The sequence below is a fragment of the Nonomuraea marmarensis genome (assembly GCF_043197025.1).
Lineage (GTDB): Bacteria > Actinomycetota > Actinomycetes > Streptosporangiales > Streptosporangiaceae > Nonomuraea > Nonomuraea marmarensis.
Genome location: NZ_JBICRM010000041.1, coordinates 63,619 through 87,959, shown reverse-complemented (window position 1 = coordinate 87,959; position 24,341 = coordinate 63,619). Strand labels below are relative to the sequence as shown.

The window sequence follows — 24,341 nt, the reverse complement described above, 5'->3', positions numbered from 1 at the left end:
AGTCAGCCTCGACCCGAGCCGGATCACCCAGATCGCCGCCGCGGCCCTCGTCCTGCTTCAACTGGAGCACGGACGCACCGTGTAAGGCGATCACGAACCGCCACAAGCGGTTACAGGGAAAGGTTCACTGCCTACCGTCTTAGCCAGGTCGCCTGGTTGATTACTATAAATCAGCAGAATATTAGATATATCTGGGCGAAACATTGACCAGAGACGAGCAGAGTTGTACGGAGGGAGAGAGGAAGAAACTGTCAATGGCGGCTTTCCCCTCGATAGCGCCTTTCGACCGCGAAGACATCGCGGCTCTCGAACGTGCTCGTGAGCGCTTCTTCGCGGGCGAACCTGTCGAGAGCGGCGTGCGCAAGTGGGTGCTGACGTCATGGCAGCGGTCCCGGGACCTGGGGGTCGCGCCTGACCACGTGGCCATGGTGTACGACCCGGACGTCGATATGGACGGCAGGCTCAACAAGGTCGCCACGCCCGTTCTCGATCAAGTCGAATCCGAGCTCTCCGGCATCAAGGTGGGCATGGTCCTCTGTGACGAGCACGCGAGGGTCCTGCAACGCCGGGTCGGGGAGCCGGCGCTCGACAGATGGCTGGATTCCATCGAGTCCCTGCCCGGCTTCGCGTTCCCGGAGCAGGTCGTCGGCACCAACGGCATCGGCACCGCACTGGCCGAGCGGCGTCCCATCCTGATCTGGGGCCAGGAGCATTTCGCGGACGGGCTGGGGGAGCTCGTGTGCGCGGCCTCTCCCATTCGCGATCCGATCAGCGGACGCATCCAAGGCGTGCTGAATCTGGCGTGCCTGGTTCGGTACGCCGACCCGTCGATGGTCGACGTCGCCGTGGACGCGGCCGGTCGCATCGAGCGACGCCTGCTTGAGCAGACCTCCGAACGAGAACAAGCGTTGCTTCGGGCGTTCCTCGACGCCAGGCGGCGGGCCGTCGGCGCGGGCGCGATGGCCGGCGAGCCGATCGGGGAGGCCGGGCTGCTCTCCTCGCACGATCGGCTGCGCCTGCTGGAGAAGGCCACGGAGTTGATCTCCGCCGATCGCACGGGCATCGCGATGCTGCTGCTGTCCGGGGGTCGCGCCGCCACGCTGCTCAGCCGGCCGGTCGAGAATCCCGGCGGGACGCACGGCATAGCCGTGGAGGCCGTCCTGACCGACGGCACGTCCTGGCACGTGGCGTCGGGCTCCAGAACCAGTCTGGGCGCTGAACCAGGGGCGGGGGCCCGGCCGCGCAACGGAGCGGGCGTGCCGGGGGCCTTCCCTGTGCGCACCGCCCCTGTGGCATCCGCCCCGATCGCCCCATCCGTCCCGGACCCCGGTCACGGCGAGGTCCCCGTGACCGAGCGGTTGCTGCTCGCCGTGAGCGAGCCGAGCATCGGGCGGCTCGCCCTGCGGGCCCGCGAACGGCTCAGCCTGATCTGGGAGGCCGGTGCACGCGTCGGCACCACCTTGGAGGTCACCAGGACCGCCGAGGAACTGGCCGAGGTCGCCGTCCCGCGGTTCGCCGACTTCGTCGCCGTCGACGTTCCCGACAGCGTGCTGCGCGGAAGCGAGCCTGCCGGCCTCGACGCCGGGCTGCGCCGGATCGCCCTCGCCACCACCTCACAGGGCTACGACCTGTACGGGGTCGGCGCGCTCCTCCACCCGCTGCCGTACACGCCGATGGCGCGCAGCCTGGCCTCCGAACAATCGGTGCTCGAACCACATCTGGACACCACATTCGGGTGGATGGCACAGGATCCGGAACGCGCCCGGAGAATTTACGAGCAGGGCATCCACTCACTCATCGTGGTGCCGATGCGGGCCCGGGGCGTCACGCTCGGGGTGGTGAGCTTCTACCGCTCCGAGCGCATGAGCACGTTCGAGGAGGACGATCTGGCCCTGGCCGAGGAGCTGGTCAGCCGCGCGGCGGTGTGCGTCGACAACGCCCGCCGCTACACCCACGAGCACCGGATCTCGGTGGAGCTCGAACACGCCACCGAGTCGCTGAAGGAGTCGCTCGAGCGTCAGCGGCGCTTCACCACCGACGCCTCCCACGAACTGCGCACCCCGCTGGCCGGGCTGCGGGCTCAGCTGGAAGAGGCACAACTGCATCCCGGCGACACCGACCTCGCCGACCTGCTCAGACACACGCTGGGCAATGTGGAGCGGCTACAGGCCATCATCACCGACCTGCTCCTGCTGGCGCGCGTCGAGGCCGCCCCGCCCGCCGCCACCAAGCGCATCGACCTGGCCGAATTGGTCGAAGTCGAGACCTCCCGCTGTGTCCGCGACCGCTACCCGATCCGACTCGACCTCGAACCCGGTGTGACCGTCGACGCCGTCCCCACGCGGATCTGCCGGGTGCTGTCCAACCTGCTTGACAACGCGCGCCGGCACGCCGCCCACGAAGTCGTGGTGCGCGTGCGCCGTAGTGGTGACGGGGCTGAACTGAGCGTCACCGACGACGGCCCCGGGGTCCCGGAAGCCGAGCGTGAGAACATCTTCCAGCGCTTCGCCCGCCTGGACACCGCCCGCAGCCGCGGCCACGGCGGCGTGGGCCTCGGACTGGCCATCGCCCGTGACATCGCTCACGCCCATCACGGCACCCTCCACGTCGAGGACGCGTCCCCGCACGGAGCGCGCTTCGTCCTTCGCCTCCCACTCGCCAAATCCATGGCGACCAGCAGCCCGCCACCGTGACCCGCGACGGCTGGTCGTGCAGGACTATCGCGTGCGCGCGGGACCCGGGCGTCCAGCCACTGCGGATGATTCCCGGTCATTAGGCTGGCTGAGTGATGAGAGAGCTTGATCTGGACCTCAGCGACGGTCGTAAGCTACACATCTACGACACCGCCCCGGACGACGCCGCTCGCCTGGTCGTCTTCTGGCACCACGGCACGCCGAACATCGGCACACCCCCAGAGCCCCTCTTCCCGGCCTCCGACCGGCTCGGCCTCCGCTGGGTGTCGTACGACCGGCCCGGATACGGCGGCTCCACCCCTCTTGAGGGCCGCGACGTGGCGTCGGCAGCCGACTACGTCTCACGGGTGGCCGACGCGCTGGGCATCGGCCGGTTCGCGGTCATGGGTCACTCCGGCGGCGGCTCACATGCCCTGGCCTGCGGCGCCCTGCTGCCGGACCGTGTGCTGGCCGTGGTCAGCGTGTCCGGCCTGGCCCCGTACGGCGCCGAGGGGCTCGACTGGTTCGCGGGCATGTCGGCCTCCGGCGAGGCGTCCTTGCGCGCCGCCGTCGAGGGCCGCGCGGCGAAGGAGCGGCACGAGGCGTCGGCCGAGTACGACCCGGAGATGTTCGCCCCGGTCGATCATGCCGCTCTGGACGGCGAGTGGTCGTGGTTCGGCAGCGTCGTCGGCCCGGCATTGGAGGGTGGCCTGGGCGGGCTGATAGACGACGACCTCGCCTACGTCACCCCGTGGGGATGCGACCCCGCCCAGGTGAGCGCGCCGATCCTGCTCATGCACGGTGACGAGGACCGCGTCGTGCCCTGCTCGCACGGCGAGTGGCTGGCACGAACGTGCCGCTCGGCCGAGCTGCGGCTGTTCAAGGGCGACGGCCACATCTCGGTCCTCCACTCCGCCACGGCGGCCCTGGACTGGCTCCGCTCAAACGCCGGATAAAGCCCCCTGCCAGGCTGCAGCCGCGGGTCAGGCGCCGCCGGTTCGCGCCGCGGTGACCACCATCGTGGCGTAGGCCATCGTGAAGCTGCCCCCCAGTGCGTCGACAGCGGCCCCGACGCCCTCCAGCACCTCCGCCAGCTTGTCCGACGGGAGCTGGGTGAGGAGACCCTGGGTAGGCATCTGGTCCAGCCACTCGTCACGGGTGTAGGACCGCTGCCAGTCGAATCGCCACTGCTCCTGTTCGCTGAACCCACCCACCTGCCGGATCCCGTCGGCGGCCTTGGTGAGCAGCACCTGGTACCCGTCCAGGGCCGGCCTCGTCGCCTGGAGGTTGAACGGCGAGTCGGGCATCACCCGCCGGTAGACCGCGGCGAAGGCGTCCGCCACGGCGGGCGGGAGCTCGAACACGTGCCAGAACGCCGCCAGCCGACCGCCAAGCCGCAGCACCTGCGCCGCCTTGGCCGCGCCCGCGACCGGGTCAACCCAGTGCCAGGCCGTCCCGGCGATGACCGCGTCGAATTCCCGGCCGGCGGGGTCCCAGGCTTCGAACGTCGCCACCTCGACCTCGAGTCCGCCGCGCCGCGCGAAGTCAGCCATCCGCGCGTCGGGCTCGACGCCCAGCACCCTGCAGCCGGCCGCCAGGAACTGCCGGGCTTCTATCCCCGTGCCGGAGCCGACGTCGAGGACGTCGGGCCCGGGGCTGGCGGCGACGATCCGGTCCACCATCGCGTCGGGGTAGCGGGGCCGGGCCCGGTCGTAGCGTTCGGCGTCCGAGCCGAACGACTCCGCCACCTGCCGGTGTTGATGAGGCTCGTTCTCGGAAGGCGGTACAGTGGGCATGCGCCCACTCTAGTGGGCACATGCCCACTCGTCAACGGGCGGGCCCCAGCGAGGGAAGGCAGGGATGCACGGTGCCGACAGGGGTAGCCATCCGCGACGTGCGCGAGCAGCTGTTCGACGCCGCCGAGCGCATCCTGCTCCGGGACGGGCCGAGCGCGCTGACCAGCCGGGCGGTCACCACCGAGGCAGGCTGCGCCAAGGGGGTCCTGCACCGGCACTTCGCCGATTTCGACGCCTTCCTCGCCGAGCTCGTGCTGGACCGCATCGACCGGATGGACTCCCAGGCCGCCGCCCTGCGTGACGCCGCCGGGACCGGCACCGTCGCCGGCAACCTCGCCGACGCGCTGACGGCCCTGTTCGGGTCGGTCGCCGTGGCGATCGTCGCCCTCATCACCTTCCGGGACGAACTGCGCGCCCGGCTGCGCCAGACCTGGCCGACCGGCGTCCCGGTCCTGACGGAAGCCACGGTCATGATCGCCTCCTACCTCACCGCGGAGCGGGACCTGGGCCGCATCGCGGCGGACGCCGACGTCGACACGCTCGCTCCCACCCTGATCGGGGCCGGGCACCTGCTGTTCGCCGACCGGAAAGGCATCCCGCCGGAGGCCGGCGCCGTCCGCAAGATGGTGACCACGGTCATCGGCGGCGTCGTGCAAGGGGCGTGACAACGCCTCCAGGGCTGATGTCCTGCCCGTGGCCTGGAACGGTCAATCCGGACGCCCAAGTATCTACGTGTAGGTCGGGTCTCGCCGGGGCCTCGTACGAGAGCCCCGGCGAGAAGCCCGGTCAGAGGGTCAGCAGGGCGTTGACCGGGAGGCGGGTGTCGGACAGGGGGCGGATGGCGACGCGGAGCAGCGCCAGCGCGTTGTCGTCGCCCGCGATGCGGTTGGCGCTGAGCTCGCCGCAGGACTGGCAGTGGTGAATGATCAGCCACTCCCCGTCCTGCCGCACGGTGACGCTCAGCGCCGTCATACGGCCCCGGCAGGCCGCTCGCCGGTCCCCCGGGATGCGGTGGTCGACGTGCAGGCTCGTCAGGCAGTGCGGGCAGTGGTTGCGGTGTGCGGTGCCCGGCGCAATCATCGGCACGTCCAGACTGCACCCGGCACAGCGGAACGCGTCCCCGCGTTCCGCCTGTCCCGCGTTCTTGCGCCGTTGGAGCCTCTCCCGGCGCGGGTTTCTCCTCGGCATGTCACAGATCGCCGAACGCCTCGAGCGGGAACGGCGGCTGCGCCAGCGGCCGTACGGCCATGCGTATGAGGATGAGCTGGTTGTCGTCCCCGCAGACGGGGTTGGACGTCAGCTCACCGCACCGGGTGCAGCGATGGATGATCACCCAGTCGCCGGTGCGCAGGACCGCGATCGAGATCGGGATCATCCGCGACCGGCACTCCGACGGGCCGCCTTCCACGCGGTCGAGCACATGCTGCGAGTGCAGGCAACTCGGGCAGTGGTTGCGGCGGGCGCCGTCCGGCGCGGCCGCCGTCACGGTCAGGCCGCAGCGTACGCACTGGAAGGTCTCCGTGTTCACGATGGAACGCGGTTTGTTGTTGGTGGACAACCTGGGTACTCCTTGCCCGGAATGTGGTCATTGACGGCAGCAAGGGCAGGCCGAGCGAGCCTCGCGGTGTCCACGGGCATGCTGGTACGGCAGGCGATCCGGCCGATCAGTGCTTCAGAGGCAGGATTCGCCCACGGCACGGCGAGGCGCACTTGGCGCGGTGCCAGGCATTAATCCACTCCCCTCCGGGGGCATGAACTGCCCCGAATGCGTCACTGGTCGGATATGGGCGAGGGTAACGGCGCGAACCGGTCGGCTGCGAATGGTTTTCCTGGACCGAATGACCTTCTAGATTCGGACGCATGGGGATCGGGCTTACCGAGGAACACCTGGCGCTGGCGGCCTCCGTGCGGGGGCTGGCCGAGCGTACCGTCGAGCACGCGGCCCTGGCCGGGCAGGGGCTGCTGGGGCTGCACCTGCCGGAGGAGTGCGGCGGGCAGGGGTACGGGCTGCTGGAATTGTGCGTCGCGCTGGAGGCATTGGGCGAGCAACGTGCTCCCGGACCTTATCTGCCGACCGTGCTGACCTCGGCGGCTCTCGCCGCCGGGCTCGCAGACGGCACGAAGGGGCTGATCTCCGGGCTTGCCGACGGCACCCTGACAGCCGCCGCCGCGCTTCCCGCCGACCCTGTCACCCTTGCTCTGGGGTCGTCGGCGGCCGATCTCTTTCTCGTGCCGGTCGGTGGTGGCGCGTGGGCGGTGCTCGACCGGGGTGACGTCACCGCCGAGCCCGTCGACGGCGTCGATCTGGACCGGGCGTTGTGCTCGGTCACCGTGCGAACCGTGCCCGCCGACCGGGTGCTCGCCGACGTGCCGGTACGGGAGATCGCCGCCGTCCTGCTCGGCGCCGACGCGTGTGGCGTGGCGGCGTGGGCCGTCGCGACGGCGGCCGGGTACGCCAAACTGCGCGAGCAGTTCGGGCGGCCGATCGGGCAGTTCCAAGGGGTCAAGCACCGGGTGGCCGCCGCCTTCGTGGCACTCGAACAGGCCCGCGCGGCCGTGTGGGACGCCGCCCGGGCCATGGACGCCCCCGAGTCCCCGGAGGAGAGCAGGCTGGCCGTCGGGGTGGCGGCGGTGCTCGGGCCCGATGCGGCCGTCCGGTGCGTGGCGGACGCGATCCAGGTGCTCGGCGGCATCGGCTACACCTTCGAGCACGACGCCCACCGCTACTACCGCAGAGCCCTGTCCGACCGGATGCTGGCCGGAGATCCCGGCTTGTGGGCCGAGGAGGTGGCCGGGCCGGCGGTGGCGGGGGTGCGGCGGCGGATGGAACCGGACCTGCCCGACGCGGCCGCCGCCGTCAGGGACGCCATCAGGGCGGAGGCCGAGTCGCTGCGGGGTGCGGAGCCGCTGGCGCGGCTGGGCAGGTTCGCGCGGGAGGGCTGGATCATGCCGTACCTGCCCAGGCCGTGGGGCAGGGACGCCTCGCCGCTGGAGCAGGTGATCATCCATCAGGAGTTCCGCGACCTCAACCGGCCGAACCTGGGCATCGCGGCCTGGGCGGTCCCGTCCATCGTCCGGTACGGCACCCGCGAGCAGCAGGAACGTTTCCTGCCGAAGACGTTCACCGGGGAGATCGTGTGGTGCCAGCTCTTCAGCGAGCCCGGCGCGGGCTCCGACCTGGCCGGACTGTCGACGAAGGCCACGAGGGCGGAGGGCGGCTGGTCGCTGAGCGGCCAGAAGATCTGGACATCCCTCGCACAGCACGCCCACTGGGGCATCTGCCTCGCCCGGACTTCTCCCGAAAAATCCAAGCATGAGGGCATTTCGTTCTTCCTGGTGGACATGTCGTCCCCCGGCGTCACCGTCAGGCCGCTCAAGGAGATCAACGGGGACGAGGTCTTCAACGAGGTGTTCCTCGATGACGTGTTCGTACCGGACGACCTGGTCGTCGGCGAGGTGGACGGGGGCTGGCGGGTGGCCCGCGACACGCTGTCCCACGAACGGGTCGCGCTCGGCGACTCCTGGGGCCCGGGCTCGCAGCACACCGACATGGTCAAGCTCATCGCGAAGCTGCCCCCGCTCCGGCAGTCGCAGCGCGAGCAGGCGGGCCGCCTGTGGGCGGAAGGCCAGGCCATCTCGGCGCTCGGCCTGCGCGTGACCCTCTCGAAGTTGTCAGGAACCGACCCCGGCACCGCCTCCAGCGTCCGCAAGCTGCTCGGCATGCGGCACGCCCAGGCGATCTCGGAGTTCTGCTGGTCACTAGCCCCGACGAACCGATACTGGAACCGCATGATCCTCACCACCCGCGCCTTCACGATCGGCGGCGGCACGACGGAGGTGCAGCTCAACATCATCGCCGAACGCGCCCTCGGCCTGCCGCGCGACCCGTGATCAGCTCGTGGGATAGTACGGCGCCGCGAGGTGCGCGTACACGATGGTGTTGTCCTGGTAGCTGTGCGCCTGCCGGTCGAACGTCCCGCCGCAGGTCACCAGCCGCAACCCCGGATAGGGGAGCTTGCCGTAGACCTTCTTCACGGGGAAGCTCCGCTTCGGCGTGTGCTCGACCTTGTCGACGACGAACACGGCCACGGAACGGTCGGCGCGCAGCACCTGCACCTGGTCGCCGCGCTTGACGTTCTTGAGGAGGGCGAAGACGGCGGGGCCGCTCCTGGTGTCGAGATGGCCGGTGATCACGGCCGCGCCGCGCTGGCCGGGGACGGGGCCGTAGCGGTACCAACCGGCCAGGTTCGGGGGGTCGAACGGCGGGTTCTGGATGGCGCCGCCCGCGTCCAGGCCCAGCTCCATCAGCGGGGCCTGGACGCCGATGGACGGGATGTAGACGGCCGTGGGCCGCTGGGCCTCCATGGGCTCGGCCACCCTGCCTTGCGGCACGTTGGTGACCAGGGGCTTGTGCTGCACGACCGCGACGGGATCCGGCTGCGCTTCGGGCTCGCCGTCGAGAATCCCGCTGAGCCCGAGCCCGATCAGCAGCACCCCGGCCAGCGACACCGCACCGGCCCCGGCCAGGATCGCCTTCTGCGCTCCGGCCAACCTAGGCGACACCCTTGCGGCGCCGTACCGCGACCCCGGTCAGGCCCGCTCCGGCCAGCAGCGCCGCCCCGCCCAGTGCGAACGGCCACGCCGGGCCATCCGTCGCGAGCCCGCCGCCGCCGGTCTCCGGGTGTCCCCTCGGCACCTGGTGTTCGTTCTCGCCCGCAGGTCGCCACGGATGTGCGGACTCGACCGTTCCCGGCCGGGAATCCTCCGGGTGCCCGTCCTCGGGCGGACTCGACCAGGATTCCTCCGGTGCGGGGCCGTCCGACGGGGAATCATCCGGCGGTTCGTCGCAAAGCAACGGCAGCGGCAACGGAAGCAGGCAGGACGGGACCACGTCCGGCAGCTGAGGAGAGGACTGCGCGGAGGCGGTGCCGATGCCCGCCGTCAGGGTCACGCCTGCGATGACGAAGGCCGTCACCGCGCAACGTCGTGCTTTTGGCATGAGAAGGCTCCAGACTCTTGTCGCCCCCCGATGCACAAGAGAGCCTTGCGAACTATTAGACCAAGAGTCAAGTAATGTGACCGAAGTGAAACCAGCCGAATACGGAGGGTTTGATCGCGGCCCAATGTGGCAGTAATTCCCTTATAGGGGGATAAAAGTCATGAGCAATCCTCAACAGCCCGAACTTCGCAGATCGGGCAGGTCGCCCGCCGAATCCAAGTCCGCTGAGGCCGTACGGGAGACGAAGAGCGGAGCCAGGCGCTCCGGCCGCCCGCACGGCACCGACAAGGGCGGCAAAGGGGGCGGCAAGGGCGGCGGTGTGCCTCCCGCTCAGCGTCCCCAGCACCCGGGGTGAGCTGATGTGAGGGGGAGCCTGCGGTTCATCGGCAACGCCACCACGCTGATCCGCTACAACGGCTTCACACTGCTGACGGATCCGAACTTCCTGCGCCGGGGCCAGCGCGCGTACCTGGGCTACGGCCTGTCCACGCGCCGCCTCACCGACCCGGCCGTACGGATCGCGGACCTGCCCCCGCTCGACGCGGTCGTGCTCACTCACCTGCACGGCGACCACTGGGATCGGGTCACTCACAGGGGCCTGGACCGGGCGACACCGATCATCACGACCGGCCTGGCGGCCCGCAGCCTGCGCCGCCGCGGCTTTCGCCGCAGCGTGGGGCTGGCGGAGTGGCAGCAACACGAGCTGCGCAGTCCCTACGGCAGCGTCGTGATCACCGCCCTGCCCGCCAAGCACGCGCCAGGCCCGGCCGAGGCCCTGCTGCCGGCCGTGATCGGCACGATGCTGGAGTTCCGCAACCGGAAGGAACGGGTGGAGCTGCGCGTGCACGTCAGCGGGGACACCCTGCTCGACCGCCGCCTGGCCGCGATCCCGCGCCGCTTCCCCGAGATCGACGTGGCCATCGTGCACCTGGGCGGCGCCAGGCTGCTCGGCACCCTGCTGGTCACTCTGGACGGCGAGCACGGCGCCTCGTGGGTGGCCCTGATCAACCCGCACGCGGTCGTACCCGTGCATTACGCCGACTACCCGGTCTTCAGCTCACCTCTGGACGATTTCCGCCACCATATCGAGCAAGCCGGGCTGGCCGACCGCGTCGTCTACCTCGACAGGGGCGAAACCCGCGAACTCGCCCCCCATCACCTCGTCCGCCGCTAGCGTCCCCCGTCGTCCTTCCTGGCCCTGCTCGGCTGCACCCGCATCGGCTCGCCGGGCATCTTCGGGTAGTTGGGCGGGTACGGCATGTCGCCCCGCTCGTCCTTGGCATAGAGCTCCAGCAGGGGCTCGATGGAGTAGGCCCGGTCGTCGATGGCCGCGTGCACGTCGCCCACCTCGGCGAAGCGGGCGGGCACCGTGCGGATGTCGAAGTCGCGCGGGTCGGCGTCTTCGAGCTCGTCCCAGGTGAGCGGGGTCGAGACGGGCGCGTACGGCTTGGCCCTGACGGAGTAGGCGCTGGCCACCGTGCGGTCCCTGGCGTTCTGGTTGAAGTCGATGAACACCCGCTCCCCGCGCTCCTCCTTCCACCAGGCCGTGGTCACCAGGTCGGGATTCCGGTCCTCGACGGCCCTGGCCAGGGCGATGCCGGCGTGGCGTACCTGGATGAAGTCCCAGCGCGGCTCGATGCGCACGGCGATGTGCACGCCGCGGTTGCCCGACGTCTTCACGAACCCGGCCATCCCCAGCTCCTCCAGCACGTCCCTGGTCAGGAACGCGGCCCTGCGCGCCGCGTCGAACTCCAGGCCGGGCTGCGGGTCCAGGTCGACGCGCAGCTCGTCGGGATGCTCGACGTCGGAGGCACGCACCTGCCAGGGGTGGAAGTCGATGGTGCCGAGGTTGGCGCAGTAGGCGATGGCGGCCACCTCCGTGACGCGCAGGGACTGCGCCGTACGGCCGCTGGGGAAGGTCACGGTCACGGACTGGAGCCAGTCGGGGTGCTTGGGCGGCATGCGCTTCTGGTAGATCGCCTCGGTCTGCACGCCGTCGGGGTGGCGCTTGAGGTTGGTCGGCCGGTCCTTGAGCGCCCGCAGCGCCCCCTCGCCGACGCTCACGTAGTATTCGACCAGTTCCCGCTTGGTGGCGCCGATCCCCGGAAAATACACCTTGTCGGGGTTGGTGACCTTGACGGTCCGCTCCCCCACCTCGAGCTCTATGTACGGCGATGCCATGCCATCGAACCTACCTTTTGCGTCAAGAGAGGTGGGCCCGCCCCGGAGCCGCCTCGGTGGCGGGACCGGGGCTCGACGGGGCGGGCCGAAAGACCACCCGCTGCCGTTCCGGGCGCTGGCGCGCCACCCGGCCGGCCATGGCGATCCCTCAGCGGCGCCAGCACGGGCGTGGGCTGTGCCGCTCGGCGGGATCTGCGAATGATCTCACCCCTTGACAGGAGGCGATGACACCCCCTTGCCTACAAAGACGCAAATTCACCCTAGAACGGATGCTTCACCCTGCGGAGATCTCTTTTTGCCCGATCTCGTACTCTGGTCGCATGGACAATGTGGTCAAGAGCGAGGCCGAGTGGCGGATCCAGCTTTCGCCCGAGGAGTTCCACGTCCTCAGGGAGGCGGGGACCGAGCGCCCGTTCACGGGGGAGTACGTCGACACCAAGGCCGAGGGCGTCTACTCGTGCCGCGCCTGCGGGGCCGAACTGTTCCGGTCGGACACCAAGTTCGAGTCGCACTGCGGATGGCCGAGTTTTTTCGAGCCGGCCGAGTCCGAAGCCGTGCGGCTGATCGAGGATCGCAGCCACGGGATGGCGCGCACTGAGGTGCGATGCGCCCGGTGTGACTCGCATCTGGGGCACGTGTTCCACGGCGAGGGCTATGCGACTCCCACCGATGATCGCTACTGCATCAACTCGATCTCGTTGCGGCTCGAAGCCAAAGTGTGATCGACTAGCGACATTGCGTACCGGTTGCCTACCCCGGGTAGGAGTCCCCGCGTGGGCTATGTCCATCTTCGCCACCGATGGGTGACGATCGAGACCATCGGCCGCGTGGTAACTCAGCGGTGCGAAGTGTGCTCCAAGACTCGCGTCCGGGTTCGTTAGTCCGGGGTCGGGTGGGTGACCCGGCAGTTGGGGTCGGAGGGGCCGAGGATGTTGGCGAGCACCGGGTTCCCGTTCTCCCCGAACCCCGCCTGCACGAACACCACCGGATTCGCCACCCCGGCGGCTCGCAGGTATTCGAGGCCGCGCTTGCACAGGGTGATGGCTTGGCGGGAATTGTGCGCGGTCTCCGGTAAATCCGTATAAATGCGCAAATATCCGCCGACTGTGCGGATGTCTTTGAGGCGTTTCAGCGCCTTGTCATCCGGCCCCCAGTGCGTACGGAAGTATTCGGCCGCCTGCCGGTCGGTGTGCCGCGAGGGCCCGTCGGCTTTGTAACCCGAAGAGCCAGGCTCAGAATCGCTCTCCGGTGGGTCTCCCGAATCGATGATCCCTTCCACGAGACCGGGCTCGACCGTGCCAGGAGTGGCCGTGCCGGGGGTGGCGGTGGCCTTGGGCGGCTCGGACACCCGGAGCTCGCGAGCCTCGGCCTCCGCGCTCGCCCGCGGGCGGGCCCCGACCTCGCCGGACAACGCCGACGCACGATTCTCCTGCTCGGCACGGGCCTGCTGCCCGGCAGCGCCCGCCCCGCCCGGCCGCTCCGAGGAGGAGGATCGGGAGGCGGTCAGCACTCCGCCGAGCGTCCCGTTGCTGCCGAGCAGCCCGGCGACCCCGCCGGCCAGCGCCAGCGCCCCCACGACCAACCGGCGCCGTCCCGTACGGCGCCGCCGCCGCGCATGCCTCGACCGCCCAGCCACCTCACGAACAGCCACATGACGCCCGGCCGCACGCCGCCGGCTACCCGGTCTTCCAGACTCGTCCACCCCGCCCCCTTGGAACGTGCCACCGCAAGCAACACCCAACGAACAAGGGATTTCCCTGATTGTGACAAAGGGGATAGATCAATTCAGTCGGATCGCCAACTTAGGTCTTGCTCTTGGCGTTCTCGCTGGTGGGCGGCGATGCTGCTCGGGGCGGCGCTGCGTACCGAGCAGCACGCGGCCTCGGCGCCTGCGCGCCGCGCTCACCCGCCAGGGCTAGGGCAGAGCCGCGATGAGCTCCTGCACCGGCTTGCGCGCGCCGGTGTAGAACGGGATCTCGACGCGGGTGTGCCGCCGGGCCTGCGCGGCCCGCAGCGTGCGCATCAGGTCGACGATCCGGTGCAGCTCGTCGGCCTCGAACGCGAGCATCCACTCGTAGTCGTTGAGCGAGAAACACGCGACGGTGTTGGCCCGCACGTCGGGATAGTCGCGCGCCATCCGGCCGTGCTCGGCCAGCATCGCCCGGCGCTCGGAGTCTTCCAGCAGATACCACTCATAGGACCGCACGAACGGATAGACGCTCACATAGGCCCGCGGCTCCTCCTCGGCGAGGAAGGCCGGAACGTGTGACTTGTTGAACTCGGCCGGCCGGTGCAACGCCATCGCCGACCAGACGGGCTTGCTGTGCCGGCCCAGCTCGGTGCGCCGGAGCCGGGAGTAGACGTCCTGCAGGTCCTCGGGCGTCGGCGCGTGCCACCAGAACATGTAGTCGGCGTCCGCCCTGAACCCGGCCACGTCGTAGACCCCCCTGGTCACGACGTCCTTGCCGGCGGCCTGCTCCAGCAGCTCCCCGACCTCCTCCGCCAGGCGGTCGCGGTCGCCCGGACACGGCTCGGTCACCTGGAAGACCGACCACATCGTGTAACGGATCACCTGGTTGAGATCGCGGGCCTTGAGCCGCGCGGCACCCTCAGTCATGGTGTCTATTCTCCCCCCAGGGACAGGTGGTCGAGAATCCGGGCGGCGGCCGTGCGGGCGGTGCTCACGCAGGCCGGAATGCCGATGCCGTCGTAGGCCGCGCCGCACACGGCCAGCCCCGGCTGCATGGCCACCGCGGCGCGCACCCTGGCCACCCGGTCGAGGTGGCCCACGTTGTACTGCGGCAAAGCTCCGCCCCACCGCGTGACCCGGCTGTCGAGCGGCAGGCCGCTCGCCCCCATCACGTCGGCCATCTCGGCCGTGGCCATTGACACCAGCTCGGTGTCCGACCGCTGGAGCAGGTGCTCCTCGCCGATCCTGCCGATCGAGCAGCGCAGGATCACCAGGTCCCTGGCCAGGTGCGGCCACTTCACCGAGCTGAACGTGACCGCCTTGACCGGCCGCCCCTCCACCGGCGGCACCAGGTAGCCGCTGGACGCCGGCGGCTCGGGGAAGGCGTCGATCGGGTACGCGAGCGTGACGACGGCCATGCTGGCGTATTCGATCCTGGCCAGCTCGCCGGCCGCCTTGGGCACCTCGGCCTTGAGCAGCCTGCTCGCGGCGGGGCCCGGCGTGGCCACGATCACCGCGTCGGCCTCGACGATCTCGGGCTTCGGGACCGGACCGGTGACAACCTGCCAGCCGTGCTCGGTCCTGCGCAGCTCGCGTACGGTGACGCCGGTCCTGACGTCGGCGCCGGACGCCTTGGCGACCGCCTCCGGCAGACCGCCGACGCCGTTCTTCAGCGCCGTGAAGACCGGTCCGGCGTCCTTCGGCGCCTCCTCGACGAGCTGCCTGGCCGCGCTCAGCAGCGAACGTTCGGAACGTGCTACGGCCGCCACCCGCGGCATCGTGGCCTCCAGCGACAACATGTCGGCCCGGCCCGCATAGACGCCGCCCAGCAGCGGCTCGACCAGCCGTTCCACGACCTCGCCGCCCATCCTGGCCCGGATGTAGGCGGCCACGGACACGTCGGTGCGCACGAGGGTCGGCGGCAGGATCTGGTCGAGCGGCACGCGCAGGAGCCCGCCGGGCGAGACGATGCCCGACCTGGCCAGCTCGGTCAGGTCGGACGGCACGCCCATGACCTGGCCCTTCGGCAGATATCGCAGCGCCCCCCTGGTGTAGACGGCCGACCGCGTGGTGCCCGGGAACACCAGCTCGTCACCCAGCCCGACCGCCCTGGCCAGCTCCGTGCCCTCCGGCCGCCTGGCCAGCATGGCCTCCGCGCCCGCGTCCACGCTCACCCCGGCCACCTCCGAGGCGTACAGCTTGCCGCCGATGCGCGAATTGCCTTCGAGGACCGTCACCTTGACCCGCTCGCCCGCGCCCTGCCGGAGATACCACGCGGCGGCGAGACCGGAGATCCCCCCGCCGACCACGACCACGTGTGCCCGATTCCCTTCCACGTCTCCCGACGCTACCGTCTCATCGGCTCGGCCAGCCGCTCGACCCCGAGCCGCCTCACGGAATGAGGCCATGAACACGGTGACCGTACCGTGATTGCTGCCGTCAAACCCGGATGATCCGGGAGCCGTCTTACTTGCATGAGGAGAATCCGGTACGGCATCGCGCTCTCGGCCGCCTGTGCGGCCGTTCTCCTGACAGGCTGCGGCGGCGGCGGGACCGTCGAATCGGCCCACGGAACGTCCGCCGACGCTCCCGTCCCCGCGGCGGAGACCGCCTCCGCCCAGGAGCAGCGCCGGCCACCACCGCAGGCCTCCGCCCAGGAGCGCCGGCCGCAACCGCAGGCCGCCGGCAAGGACGGCATCGTCTCGAACGTCAAGGTGACCCAGCAGGATCGGCAGGTCGTCTACACCGGCAGCATGACCGTGCGGGCCAAGCAGGTCGGCACCGCCGTCCAGCAGGCCAAGCAGATCGTGACGGCCGCCGGCGGCTACCTGTCCAAGGAGGAGACCAACTCGGCCAGCGACACCGAGGACACGGCCATGCTGGAGTTCAAGATCCCGCCCGCCAAGTACGGCGAGGTGGTCGGCCGGCTCGGCAAGGACCTGGGCAAGCAGCTCTCGATGAACCAGAACACCCAGGACGTCACCCTCCAGGTGGCCGACGTCGAGAGCCGGCTGAAGTCGGCGGAGCGGTCGCTGGAGTCGCTGCGCACGCTGATGAACAAGGCCGAGACGGTCGGCCAGGTGATGGAGGTGGAGCGGGAGATCTCCTCGCGTGAGGCGGACCTGGAGTCGCTCCAGGCGCAGCAGAAGGAGCTGGCCGCGCAGGTCTCCATGGCCACGCTGACGCTCAGGCTGGTCGGGCCGGTCGCCGTCGTCGAGGAGCCGGAGGAGGAGGCCGCGGGCTTCTTCGGCGGGCTCGAGGCGGGCTGGAAGGCGCTGGTCTCGTTCACGAAGATGCTGCTCACGGTGCTCGGCGCGCTGCTGCCGTGGATGATCTTCCTGCTGCCGGTGGCGGCCGTGGTGATCTTCCTGGTACGGCGGAGCCGCGCCCGGCGCCCGCACTCCCCGAGAGGACCGATGAGCCCGATGGGCCCGCAGCCGCCCCAGCCCCGCGACCCGGACCCGGAGGCGGCTTGACCTGAGCCGGAAGCGGCTTCACCGCCCCCAGCGGCGTCTCACCCGTGCCGTCTAGCTCGCTCGACCGGCCTCGTGGACGAGGTCGGTCAGCCGCTTGAGCTGGTCGGGATCGGTCGAGGGCAGCACCCCGTGCCCCAGGTTGAACACGTGCCCCTCGGCCGCCTCGCCCCGTTTCAGCACCTCGCGGGCCTTGCGCTCGACCACCTCCCACGGCGCCAGCAGGACGGCGGGGTCGAGGTTGCCCTGCAACGCCTTGCCCGGCCCGACTCGGCGGGCCGCCTCGTCGAGGGGCACCCGCCAGTCCACCCCCACCACGTCCGCACCGGCCTCGCCGAGCACGCCGAGCAGTTCGCCGGTGCCCACCCCGAAGTGGATGCGCGGCACCCCCTCGACGCCTTCGAAGATCCGGCGGGTGTGCGGCAGGATGAACTCCCGGTAGTCGGCCGCCGCCACCGCCCCCACCCAGGAGTCGAAGAGCTGCACGGCCGAGGCGCCCGCCGCCACCTGGATCCGCAGGTGCTCCAGGACGATCGTGGAAAGCCGCTCCATGAGGGCGTGCCACAACTCGGGGGCGCCGTACATCATGGCCTTGGTCTTGTCGTGGTTCTTCGACGGGCCGCCCTCGATCAGGTAGGAGCCGAGCGTGAACGGCGCTCCGGCGAAGCCGATCAGCGGCGTGCCGCCCAGCTCGCCGGTCAGCGCCCGGATGGCCTCCGTGACGTAGGGGACGTCGTCCGGCTCCAGCGGGCGCAGCGCGTCCAGTCCCTTGGCGTCGCGGATCGGGTCGGCCACGACCGGGCCGACGCCGGGCTTGATGTCGAGGTCGACGCCGATGGCCTTGAGCGGGACCACGATGTCGCTGAAGAAGATCGCCGCGTCCACGCCGTAGCGCCGGACCGGCTGCATGGTGATCTCGGCGATCAGATCGGGCGTGGCGCACGCGGTGAGCATCGGCACGCCCTCGCGGACCTTCAGGTATTCCGGCAGCGACCGCCCGGCCTGGCGCATGTACCAGACCGGTGTGTGCGGGACGGGCTGGCGGCGACAGGCACGCAGGAACGCTGAGTCGGCGAGGTTCACCCCACAAGGGTGCCACGACAGGACGCCGGTGCTGACCGCGTCCAGCGGTCCGCCGCAAGTGGCGGCATCCGCACTGCACGGGAGCGAGGTGTCGGAAAAACATGCATTGGATACCCCAAATCATGATCAGATAGCCAGATGAAGGTTTACCGGTCTGCTCGGCATCGGCGTCGCACACGGGTCGAACACACCCCATGGCCGACCAGAGAGCCGGTCTCGACTGGACCAAATGTTCGCCAAGCGACCGCGCGGCACCGATTCAGAGACCACTTTCGGGACACGCCGAGCGCGTTGCGGGGAATTGTCAGCCGCTCGTGCCAACGTCGGAGCCACGACCCGAAGAAAGGCCCCGGTGCGATGACTGGTGCGATGAACGCGTTGTGGAGTTCCCCAGAGCGCCGCAGTGAGCGCTGCGCTGTTTGCGCCGGTGAGCGGCTCTTCGAGCAGCCGCCATGCTTCGACGGCCACGAGCCGGGCCACTGCCCGGAGTGGGCCTGCGTCGAGTGCGGCCACGCGATCCTGCTCGGCTCGGCCCAGACCACCCGACCGGTTCGCCAGCTGGTTACGGCAGCGGCTTGATCACGAAGGATGAGCACCCCCGTGGTCCCCTTCCGCCCGTCTTCGACCTACGCTTCGGCTATGACACTCGGTGACCAACCACCACCTCCGGCCGCGTTCACCCGCGCCGCCGAGAGCCTGCGGTTGTCCGAGGTCAGGCCGGAGATCGAGCTCGAGGACCTGCCCGCACCGCAGCGGCTGGCCCCCTACTCGGCCGCCATCGGCGCGTCGGTCTACCGCGACGACGACGAGCTCGCGGTCGGCCGGCTGATCCTGCTCTACGACCCCGACGGCCAGCGCGGGTGGGAGGGCCCGTTCAGGCTGGTGGCCTATGTCAGGGCCGACATGGAGCCGGAGATCACCTCCGACCCGCTGCTCGGGCCCGTCGCCTGGAGCTGGCTGACCGAGGCTCTGGAGGCGCATCAGGCCGACTACTCCGCCGCTGGCGGTACCGTGACAAGAGCCGTGTCCGAGGGGTTCGGCAACAAAGCGGACGACCCGGTCACGACCGAGCTCGAGCTGCGGGCGTCCTGGTCACCCGCTCAGGAGGATCTCTCCGGCCATGTCGCCGCCTGGTGCGACCTGATGTGCCTGGCGGCGGGGATCCCGCCGCTCCCGCCCGACGTGGCCGCGTTGCCCCGCCGACGTGATGAACCGGAGAGTGACCGTACGAAGTGAGGGCACCAGTCAATACAGCACCCGCGTCATGAGGCCGGTGAGCTCATGACAGAAGAACGCACAGTCGAACCGCTGCTGGAGCCGCGCGAAGGCATACCGCCGGTCGTCGCGGACGCCGGTGGGCTGGCCGGGGTCGTGGAGCGGTTCGCCGCGGGCAGCGGTCCCGTGGCGGTCGACGCCGAGCGCGCCTCCGGCTACCGCTACGGCAACCGCGCCTACCTGGTGCAGCTGCGCCGGGCCGGGGCGGGCAGCGCGCTGATCGACCCGATCGGCTGCCCCGATCTGTCCGCGCTCGACGAGGCCGTGGCCGGGGCGGAGATCGTGCTGCACGCCGCGTCGCAGGACCTGCCGTGCCTGATGGAGGTGGGGTTCAGGCCGCGGGAGATGTTCGACACGGAGTTGGCGGGGCGGTTGCTCGGCTACGAGCGGGTGGGGCTCGGCACGATGGTCGAGACCGTGCTCGGGTTGCGGCTGGAGAAGGGCCACTCGGCCGCCGACTGGTCCACCAGGCCGCTGCCGGAAGACTGGCTGCGGTACGCGGCGCTCGACGTGGAGGTGCTGGTCGAGCTGCGCGACGTGCTGCACCAGGAGCTGACCGAGAGCGGGAAGCTGGAGTGGGCGCGCGAGGAGTTCGCCGCCGTGCTCGACACCCCGCCGCCGGTGCCCAGGTCCGACCCGTGGCGGCGTACGTCGGGCATTCACAAGGTACGCAACGTACTGGCCCTGGCCATCGTGCGCGAGTTGTGGACCATGCGTGACAGGATCGCGCGCGAGTCCGACCTGGCGCCTGGGCGGGTGCTGCCCGATGCCGCGATCGTCACCGCGGCGCTCGAAGGGCCGCGTACCAAGAAGGCTTTGACCGAAATTTCGGCATTCACCGGGCGCAGCGCGCGCCGGCACATGAGCGACTGGCTCGCCGCGGTGGCCAAGGCGCGCGGGTTGCCCGACAGCCAGCTCCCGCAGCCGAGCACACCCGGTGACGGTCCGCCGCCGCCCAACCGCTGGGCCGACCGCGACCCGGCCGCCGCCAAGCGGCTGGCCGCCGCGCGTGCCGTGGTGGCAGCGCTGGCCGACGAGCACCACATGCCCACGGAAAACCTGCTGCAGCCCGACGCCGTACGCCGGTTGACCTGGGAGCCGCCCGCGGAGATCACCGACGAGAGCGTGACCGCCAGGCTACGCGAGCTCGGGGCCCGCGAATGGCAGCTCTCGCTCACCGCCCACCCCATCGCCAAGGCCCTGGCCCGGCTGGAGACACGCGGGGAGTCGTAGGCCCACCGGCGCGCCAGAGGGGCCGGAGCTCGGGTTTTGGCGCGTTCCTGGAGGGGCGATACTTGACGCCCTCGGTCGCACGGCCGTACGGTTCGGGAAAGCGCTTTCCCCATGTTTTTGCCTGAAGGGATCCTCATGAGCGTGCGCACCATCGGCGTCGTGATGAACGGCGTCACCGGACGGATGGGCTACCGCCAGCACCTGGTCCGTTCCGTCCTGGCCATCAACGAGCAGGGCGGCGTCACGCTCTCGGACGGCGGCAGGGTCAACCTCAAGCCGGTACTGGTCGGTCGGAATGCCGACAAACTTGCAGATATTGCGTCGAAGCACGATATTTCGGATTTCACCACGGAGCTGGACTCGGCCCTGGCCGACGACGACAACCTGATCTATTTCGACGCCCAGGTCACCAGCGCCCGGGTCAAGGCCGTGCTGAAGGCCATCGAGGCCGGCAAGCACATCTACGCCGAGAAGCCCACGGCCGAGTCGACGCAGGAGGCACTCGCGCTGGCCGAGGCCGCCACGGCCAGGGGCGTCAAGAACGGCGTCGTACAGGACAAGCTCTTCCTGCCCGGCCTGCTCAAGCTGAAGCGGCTGATCGACGGGGGTTTCTTCGGGCGGATCCTGTCGGTGCGCGGCGAGTTCGGCTACTGGGTGTTCGAGGGCGACTGGCAGGAGGCGCAGCGCCCGTCGTGGAACTACCGGGCCGAGGACGGCGGCGGGATCGTGCTCGACATGTTCCCGCACTGGCACTACGTGATGGAGAACCTGTTCGGCCGCGTCCAGTCCGTCTACGCGCGGGCCGTGACGCATATCCCGGCACGTGTGGACGAGCAGGGCAACACGTACCAGGCCACCGCGGACGACGCCGCGTACGGGATCTTCGAGATTGAGGGCGGCATCGTCGCTCAGATCAACTCCTCGTGGACGGTTCGGGTGAACCGGGACGAGCTGGTCGAGTTCCAGGTGGACGGCACGCACGCGAGCGCCGTGGCGGGGCTGCGCAACTGCCGCGTACAGCACCGCTCCGCCACCCCCAAGCCCGTCTGGAACCCCGACCTGCCCGCCACGGCGCGCTTCCGCGACGGGTGGCAGGAGGTGCCGGACAACGCCGAGTTCGACAACGGGTTCAAGGTCCAGTGGGAGGCGTTCATCAGGCACGTGGTGGAGGACGCGCCCTTCCCGTACGACTTCGCCTCCGGCGCCCGCGGCGTCCAGCTCGCCGAGCTGGGCCTGCGTTCGTCCGCCGAGGGCCGCAGGATCGAGGTGCCGCAGCTGTGATGATCGACCTGCCCGGCGGGGCGTACCGGCTGCGCGAGCCCGTGACCTGGCCACAGTCACCCACGCCCGCCGCCAGCCGCATCGTCTACGCGGCGGCCCACGTCGTGGCCGACCCGCTCGGCGACAACACGCCCGGCTCCCCCGCCGCCGTGGACTGGGACGCCACCCTCCGCTTCCGCCGCCACCTGTGGTCGTACGGCCTGCGCGTCGCCGACGCCATGGACACCGCCCAGCGCAACATGGGCCTGGACTGGGCGGCGACCAAGGAGCTCATCCGGCGCAGCGCCGCCGAGGCCCGCGCGTTCGGCGACCCGGCGACGCTGGTGGCCTGCGGGGCCGGCACCGACCACGCGCCCGGCGCCGCCGACCTGAACACGATCACGGCCGCGTACGCCGAGCAGATCGAGACCGTACAGTCGGCGGGAGCCGGAGTGATCATCATGGCCTCCCGCCAGCTCGCCAGGGTGGCCACCGGGCCCGCGGACTACCACCAGGTGTACGGAAAACTGTTCGGCCTGGCCGACCGGCCGGTGATCCTGCACTGGCTGGGCGAGATGTTCGATCCGCAACTCGCGGGCTACTGGGGCTCGCGCGACGTGGGGGCGGCGACCGAGTCGTTCCTGGAGCTGATCCACGCCCACGCCTCGATGGTGGACGGCGTGAAGGTGTCGCTGCTGGACGAGGAGCACGAGGTGGGCCTGCGGGCCGCGCTGCCCGACGGCGTGAAGCTGTACACGGGTGACGACTTCAACTACCCGTCGTTGATCAGGTCGGGCTCGCACGCCCTGCTGGGCATCTTCGACGCCATCGCCCCGGCAGCGGCGGCCGCCCTGCACACCCTCGACGCCGCAGAGGCCGCCTTCGACGCGGCGGATCGCGAGCGACTGCTGGCCTCGTACGACGAGATCCTCGCCCCGACCGTCCCCCTGTCCAGGAAGATCTTCGAGGCGCCGACGTATCACTACAAGACCGGCATCGTCTTCCTGGCCTGGCTGAACGGCCACCAGGACGCGTTCACCATGGTGAACGGCGCCCAGTCGGCCCGTTCGCTGGTCCACCTGTCGGAGGTGTTCCGCCTCGCCGACCAGGCCGGGCTGCTGACCGACCAGGAATTGGCCGTCCGCCGCATGAAGGCGCTGCTGGCGGTGAACGGCCTGTGAGTCTGGCACTCAACCAATGGACGACCAGGCGCTGGTCCGTGGCTGAGGCCGTGGACGGGTGCGTGCGGCACGGCCTGGAAGCGGTCGGGCTGTGGCGGGAGAAGGTCGCCGAGCAGGGGCTGGCGGAGAGCATCAAGCTGGTACGGGAGGCCGGGCTGCGGGTGTCGTCGTTGTGCCGCGGCGGCTTCCTGACGGCGGGCGGGCTGCCGGGCGAGGACGGGCGCCGGGCCTTCGCGCAGGCGCTGGACGAGAACCGCCGGGCCATCGACGAGGCGGCCGAGCTCACGGCGGCCTGTCTGGTGATGGTGGTGGGCGGGCTGCCCGGCGTGAAACCCGGCGAGCCGCTACCCGCGAACAGGTTCTCGCGGGATCTGGCCGGGGCACGGGAGCGGGTGGCCGAGGCGCTGGCGGAGCTCGCGCCGTACGCCGGGGAGCGGGGCGTCAAGCTGGCCCTGGAGCCGCTGCACCCGATCTACTGCCCGGACCGCGCGGTCCTGTCCACGCTGGGCCAGGCGCTCGACCTGAGCCTTCCCTACCCGGAGGAGCAGGTCGGGGTGGTGGTGGACACGTTCCATGTGTGGTGGGACCCGAGGTTGTTCGAGGACATCGCGCGGGCGGGCCGCAGGATCGCGTCGTACCAGGTGTGCGACTACCTGCATCCGCTACCCGCGGACGTGCTGCTCGGGCGGGGCATGATGGGCGACGGCGTGATCGACTTCGGGCCGATCACGCGGGCGGTCCTGGCCGCCGGGTACACCGGGGACGTCGAGGTGGAGATCTTCAACGCCGACATCTGGGCCGCCGACCCGGACGAGGTGGTGGCCACGATGAAGGCCCGTTACGAGGACGTGGTGCTCATCACACCGTGACCGTCGCCCCAGCGCCTCAGCTCGGTTTGTCCCAGACCAGGAGGTAGCGCCGCAGCAGCAGGCGGCGGAAGCGGCTGCCGGGCAACAGCGCTCGCGACGACCGGGCGACCTCTCCCCACGACATGACGGGGGCCATGGCCGGCACGCCCGGATTCCGCTTGCCGCCGTGGAACAGCTTGAGCACGTGCGAGACCGCCTGCCCCGAGAGGCAGATGATCCAGTCCAGGGGCGTACGCTCCTTCGCCAGGCCGACGACCACCAGCCGCCCGCCCGGCGCCAGCAGCCGGACCAGGCCGTTCACGGCCTCTCGGAAGTCCGCGTGGTGGATGACGGCGACGGCGGTGACGAGGTCGTACTTGCCCTCGGGGAGCAGCCCCTTCGGGTCGTCGAGGTAGTCGGCCGCCACGAAGGTGACGTTGTCCAGGTCGCCGTGCTGCCGGCGGGCCATCGCGATGGCCTCGGCGGACCGGTCGGCTCCGGTCACGGTGGGCAGGCGGGCGGCCAGCTTGCTCACCAGCAGCCCGTCGCCGCACCCGACGTCGAGCGCACGCTCGCAGCCCTCGGGCACGAGCGTCATGACGAGCCGCTGGTAGTGAACGTTGTGGTTCCAGTACACCTCGGGCATTTGA

At 70.4% G+C, this 24,341-nt stretch carries 24 protein-coding genes; 13 read left to right on the top strand and 11 right to left on the bottom strand.

Annotated elements, in window-relative coordinates; translation table 11 throughout:
* The first annotated feature begins 254 nt into the window (after positions 1-254).
* Together ACFLIM_RS43045 and ACFLIM_RS43040 are read left to right on the top strand one after the other, a co-directional pair.
* Positions 255-2,693, top strand: a complete 2,439-nt coding sequence (locus tag ACFLIM_RS43045; RefSeq protein ID WP_393175267.1) for an ATP-binding protein — start codon at positions 255-257, stop codon at positions 2,691-2,693.
* A 95-nt stretch (positions 2,694-2,788) separates the two neighbouring features.
* A complete protein-coding gene (locus tag ACFLIM_RS43040) occupies positions 2,789-3,628 on the top strand; it encodes an alpha/beta fold hydrolase (RefSeq protein ID WP_393175265.1) in 840 nt (279 codons plus the stop codon).
* Positions 3,629-3,655: 27 nt separating this feature from the next.
* Here the strand turns inward: ACFLIM_RS43040 and ACFLIM_RS43035 are convergent, their stop codons facing one another.
* Entirely contained in the window at positions 3,656-4,468 is an 813-nt protein-coding gene (locus tag ACFLIM_RS43035; RefSeq protein ID WP_393175263.1) for a class I SAM-dependent methyltransferase, read from the bottom strand.
* A gap of 71 nt (positions 4,469-4,539) precedes the next feature.
* On the opposite strand from ACFLIM_RS43035, the gene ACFLIM_RS43030 reads away from it, so the two are divergent.
* On the top strand, positions 4,540-5,133 hold the full coding sequence (locus ACFLIM_RS43030; protein ID WP_393175261.1) for a TetR/AcrR family transcriptional regulator: 594 nt from the start codon (positions 4,540-4,542) through the stop codon (positions 5,131-5,133).
* A gap of 121 nt (positions 5,134-5,254) precedes the next feature.
* Here ACFLIM_RS43030 and ACFLIM_RS43025 read toward each other — a convergent pair whose 3' ends face one another.
* Both ACFLIM_RS43025 and ACFLIM_RS43020 read right to left on the bottom strand, forming a co-directional pair.
* Entirely contained in the window at positions 5,255-5,656 is a 402-nt protein-coding gene (locus tag ACFLIM_RS43025; RefSeq protein WP_393175259.1) for an RNHCP domain-containing protein, read from the bottom strand.
* A gap of 1 nt (position 5,657) precedes the next feature.
* The gene (locus ACFLIM_RS43020; protein ID WP_393175257.1) at positions 5,658-6,026 is read right to left on the bottom strand and encodes an RNHCP domain-containing protein; all 369 of its coding nucleotides are present in this window, start codon (positions 6,024-6,026) and stop codon (positions 5,658-5,660) included.
* Positions 6,027-6,328: 302 nt separating this feature from the next.
* Between ACFLIM_RS43020 and ACFLIM_RS43015 the strand changes: the two genes are divergently transcribed.
* On the top strand, positions 6,329-8,359 hold the full coding sequence (locus ACFLIM_RS43015) for an acyl-CoA dehydrogenase (protein ID WP_393175255.1): 2,031 nt from the start codon (positions 6,329-6,331) through the stop codon (positions 8,357-8,359).
* Here the strand turns inward: ACFLIM_RS43015 and ACFLIM_RS43010 are convergent, their stop codons facing one another.
* Both ACFLIM_RS43010 and ACFLIM_RS43005 read right to left on the bottom strand, forming a co-directional pair.
* Entirely contained in the window at positions 8,360-9,019 is a 660-nt protein-coding gene (locus ACFLIM_RS43010; protein ID WP_393175253.1) for a class F sortase, read from the bottom strand. It lies immediately after the preceding gene.
* A gap of 1 nt (position 9,020) precedes the next feature.
* The gene (locus ACFLIM_RS43005; protein WP_393175251.1) at positions 9,021-9,467 is read right to left on the bottom strand and encodes a hypothetical protein; all 447 of its coding nucleotides are present in this window, start codon (positions 9,465-9,467) and stop codon (positions 9,021-9,023) included.
* A gap of 160 nt (positions 9,468-9,627) precedes the next feature.
* On the opposite strand from ACFLIM_RS43005, the gene ACFLIM_RS43000 reads away from it, so the two are divergent.
* Together ACFLIM_RS43000 and ACFLIM_RS42995 are read left to right on the top strand one after the other, a co-directional pair.
* Entirely contained in the window at positions 9,628-9,822 is a 195-nt protein-coding gene (locus ACFLIM_RS43000) for a hypothetical protein (RefSeq protein WP_393175249.1), read from the top strand.
* 6 nt (positions 9,823-9,828) lie between these two features.
* The gene (locus ACFLIM_RS42995; RefSeq protein WP_393175248.1) at positions 9,829-10,641 is read left to right on the top strand and encodes an MBL fold metallo-hydrolase; all 813 of its coding nucleotides are present in this window, start codon (positions 9,829-9,831) and stop codon (positions 10,639-10,641) included.
* Here the strand turns inward: ACFLIM_RS42995 and ligD are convergent.
* A complete protein-coding gene (gene ligD, locus ACFLIM_RS42990; RefSeq protein WP_393175247.1) occupies positions 10,638-11,648 on the bottom strand; it encodes a non-homologous end-joining DNA ligase in 1,011 nt (336 codons plus the stop codon). The genes ACFLIM_RS42995 and ligD overlap by 4 nt on opposite strands.
* Before the next feature lie 320 nt (positions 11,649-11,968).
* Here ligD and msrB point away from each other — a divergent pair, with 320 nt between their 5' ends.
* Positions 11,969-12,370 (top strand): peptide-methionine (R)-S-oxide reductase MsrB, encoded by a 402-nt coding sequence (msrB, locus tag ACFLIM_RS42985; RefSeq protein WP_393175246.1) that lies wholly within the window; start codon positions 11,969-11,971, stop codon positions 12,368-12,370.
* A gap of 155 nt (positions 12,371-12,525) precedes the next feature.
* Here the strand turns inward: msrB and ACFLIM_RS42980 are convergent, their stop codons facing one another.
* The 3 genes from ACFLIM_RS42980 to hemG all read right to left on the bottom strand — a co-directional run bounded on the left by ACFLIM_RS42980 (position 12,526) and on the right by hemG (position 15,674).
* Positions 12,526-13,284: a hypothetical protein gene (locus ACFLIM_RS42980; RefSeq protein WP_393175245.1), complete on the bottom strand. Its 759-nt coding sequence runs from the start codon at positions 13,282-13,284 to the stop codon at positions 12,526-12,528.
* 279 nt (positions 13,285-13,563) lie between these two features.
* Positions 13,564-14,265, bottom strand: a complete 702-nt coding sequence (hemQ, locus tag ACFLIM_RS42975; protein WP_393175244.1) for a hydrogen peroxide-dependent heme synthase — start codon at positions 14,263-14,265, stop codon at positions 13,564-13,566.
* 5 nt (positions 14,266-14,270) lie between these two features.
* Positions 14,271-15,674, bottom strand: a complete 1,404-nt coding sequence (gene hemG / locus ACFLIM_RS42970; protein ID WP_393175242.1) for a protoporphyrinogen oxidase — start codon at positions 15,672-15,674, stop codon at positions 14,271-14,273.
* Positions 15,675-15,812: 138 nt separating this feature from the next.
* On the opposite strand from hemG, the gene ACFLIM_RS42965 reads away from it, so the two are divergent.
* Positions 15,813-16,814, top strand: coding sequence for a DUF4349 domain-containing protein (locus tag ACFLIM_RS42965; protein ID WP_393175240.1), 1,002 nt, complete (start codon positions 15,813-15,815; stop codon positions 16,812-16,814).
* A gap of 51 nt (positions 16,815-16,865) precedes the next feature.
* On the opposite strand, the gene hemE is transcribed toward ACFLIM_RS42965, so the two are convergent.
* A complete protein-coding gene (gene hemE, locus ACFLIM_RS42960) occupies positions 16,866-17,870 on the bottom strand; it encodes a uroporphyrinogen decarboxylase (protein ID WP_393175281.1) in 1,005 nt (334 codons plus the stop codon).
* 663 nt (positions 17,871-18,533) lie between these two features.
* Here hemE and ACFLIM_RS42955 point away from each other — a divergent pair.
* The 5 genes from ACFLIM_RS42955 to ACFLIM_RS42935 all read left to right on the top strand — a co-directional run bounded on the left by ACFLIM_RS42955 (position 18,534) and on the right by ACFLIM_RS42935 (position 23,712).
* Positions 18,534-19,130 (top strand): DUF3000 domain-containing protein, encoded by a 597-nt coding sequence (locus tag ACFLIM_RS42955; RefSeq protein ID WP_393175238.1) that lies wholly within the window; start codon positions 18,534-18,536, stop codon positions 19,128-19,130.
* 45 nt (positions 19,131-19,175) lie between these two features.
* On the top strand, positions 19,176-20,402 hold the full coding sequence (locus ACFLIM_RS42950) for an HRDC domain-containing protein (protein WP_393175236.1): 1,227 nt from the start codon (positions 19,176-19,178) through the stop codon (positions 20,400-20,402).
* Between the two features lie 135 nt (positions 20,403-20,537).
* Entirely contained in the window at positions 20,538-21,683 is a 1,146-nt protein-coding gene (locus ACFLIM_RS42945) for a Gfo/Idh/MocA family protein (protein ID WP_393175234.1), read from the top strand.
* A complete protein-coding gene (locus ACFLIM_RS42940) occupies positions 21,680-22,843 on the top strand; it encodes a dihydrodipicolinate synthase family protein (RefSeq protein WP_393175232.1) in 1,164 nt (387 codons plus the stop codon). Before ACFLIM_RS42945 ends, ACFLIM_RS42940 begins: the two co-directional genes overlap by 4 nt.
* Positions 22,840-23,712 (top strand): sugar phosphate isomerase/epimerase family protein, encoded by an 873-nt coding sequence (locus ACFLIM_RS42935; protein ID WP_393175230.1) that lies wholly within the window; start codon positions 22,840-22,842, stop codon positions 23,710-23,712. The genes ACFLIM_RS42940 and ACFLIM_RS42935 overlap by 4 nt, the downstream gene beginning before the upstream one ends.
* A 16-nt stretch (positions 23,713-23,728) precedes the next feature.
* On the opposite strand, the gene ACFLIM_RS42930 is transcribed toward ACFLIM_RS42935, so the two are convergent.
* A complete protein-coding gene (locus ACFLIM_RS42930; protein WP_393175228.1) occupies positions 23,729-24,337 on the bottom strand; it encodes a class I SAM-dependent methyltransferase in 609 nt (202 codons plus the stop codon).
* Positions 24,338-24,341: the final 4 nt, after the last annotated feature.

Excerpts from the sequence above, each read along its gene's own strand:
- ACFLIM_RS42955 (WP_393175238.1), top strand. The coding sequence starts at position 18,534 with ATGACACTCGGTGACCAACCACCACCTCCGGCCGCGTTCACCCGCGCC.
- msrB (WP_393175246.1), top strand. The coding sequence starts at position 11,969 with ATGGACAATGTGGTCAAGAGCGAGGCCGAGTGGCGGATCCAGCTTTCG.
- ACFLIM_RS42950 (WP_393175236.1), top strand. The coding sequence starts at position 19,176 with ATGACAGAAGAACGCACAGTCGAACCGCTGCTGGAGCCGCGCGAAGGC.
- ACFLIM_RS43045 (WP_393175267.1), top strand. The coding sequence starts at position 255 with ATGGCGGCTTTCCCCTCGATAGCGCCTTTCGACCGCGAAGACATCGCG.
- ACFLIM_RS42945 (WP_393175234.1), top strand. The coding sequence starts at position 20,538 with ATGAGCGTGCGCACCATCGGCGTCGTGATGAACGGCGTCACCGGACGG.
- ACFLIM_RS43035 (WP_393175263.1), bottom strand. The coding sequence starts at position 4,468 with ATGCCCACTGTACCGCCTTCCGAGAACGAGCCTCATCAACACCGGCAG.
- ACFLIM_RS43025 (WP_393175259.1), bottom strand. The coding sequence starts at position 5,656 with ATGCCGAGGAGAAACCCGCGCCGGGAGAGGCTCCAACGGCGCAAGAAC.
- ligD (WP_393175247.1), bottom strand. The coding sequence starts at position 11,648 with ATGGCATCGCCGTACATAGAGCTCGAGGTGGGGGAGCGGACCGTCAAG.
- ACFLIM_RS43000 (WP_393175249.1), top strand. The coding sequence starts at position 9,628 with ATGAGCAATCCTCAACAGCCCGAACTTCGCAGATCGGGCAGGTCGCCC.
- ACFLIM_RS43015 (WP_393175255.1), top strand. The coding sequence starts at position 6,329 with ATGGGGATCGGGCTTACCGAGGAACACCTGGCGCTGGCGGCCTCCGTG.
- ACFLIM_RS42930 (WP_393175228.1), bottom strand. The coding sequence starts at position 24,337 with ATGCCCGAGGTGTACTGGAACCACAACGTTCACTACCAGCGGCTCGTC.
- ACFLIM_RS43005 (WP_393175251.1), bottom strand. The coding sequence starts at position 9,467 with ATGCCAAAAGCACGACGTTGCGCGGTGACGGCCTTCGTCATCGCAGGC.
- ACFLIM_RS43040 (WP_393175265.1), top strand. The coding sequence starts at position 2,789 with ATGAGAGAGCTTGATCTGGACCTCAGCGACGGTCGTAAGCTACACATC.
- ACFLIM_RS42965 (WP_393175240.1), top strand. The coding sequence starts at position 15,813 with ATGAGGAGAATCCGGTACGGCATCGCGCTCTCGGCCGCCTGTGCGGCC.
- hemQ (WP_393175244.1), bottom strand. The coding sequence starts at position 14,265 with ATGACTGAGGGTGCCGCGCGGCTCAAGGCCCGCGATCTCAACCAGGTG.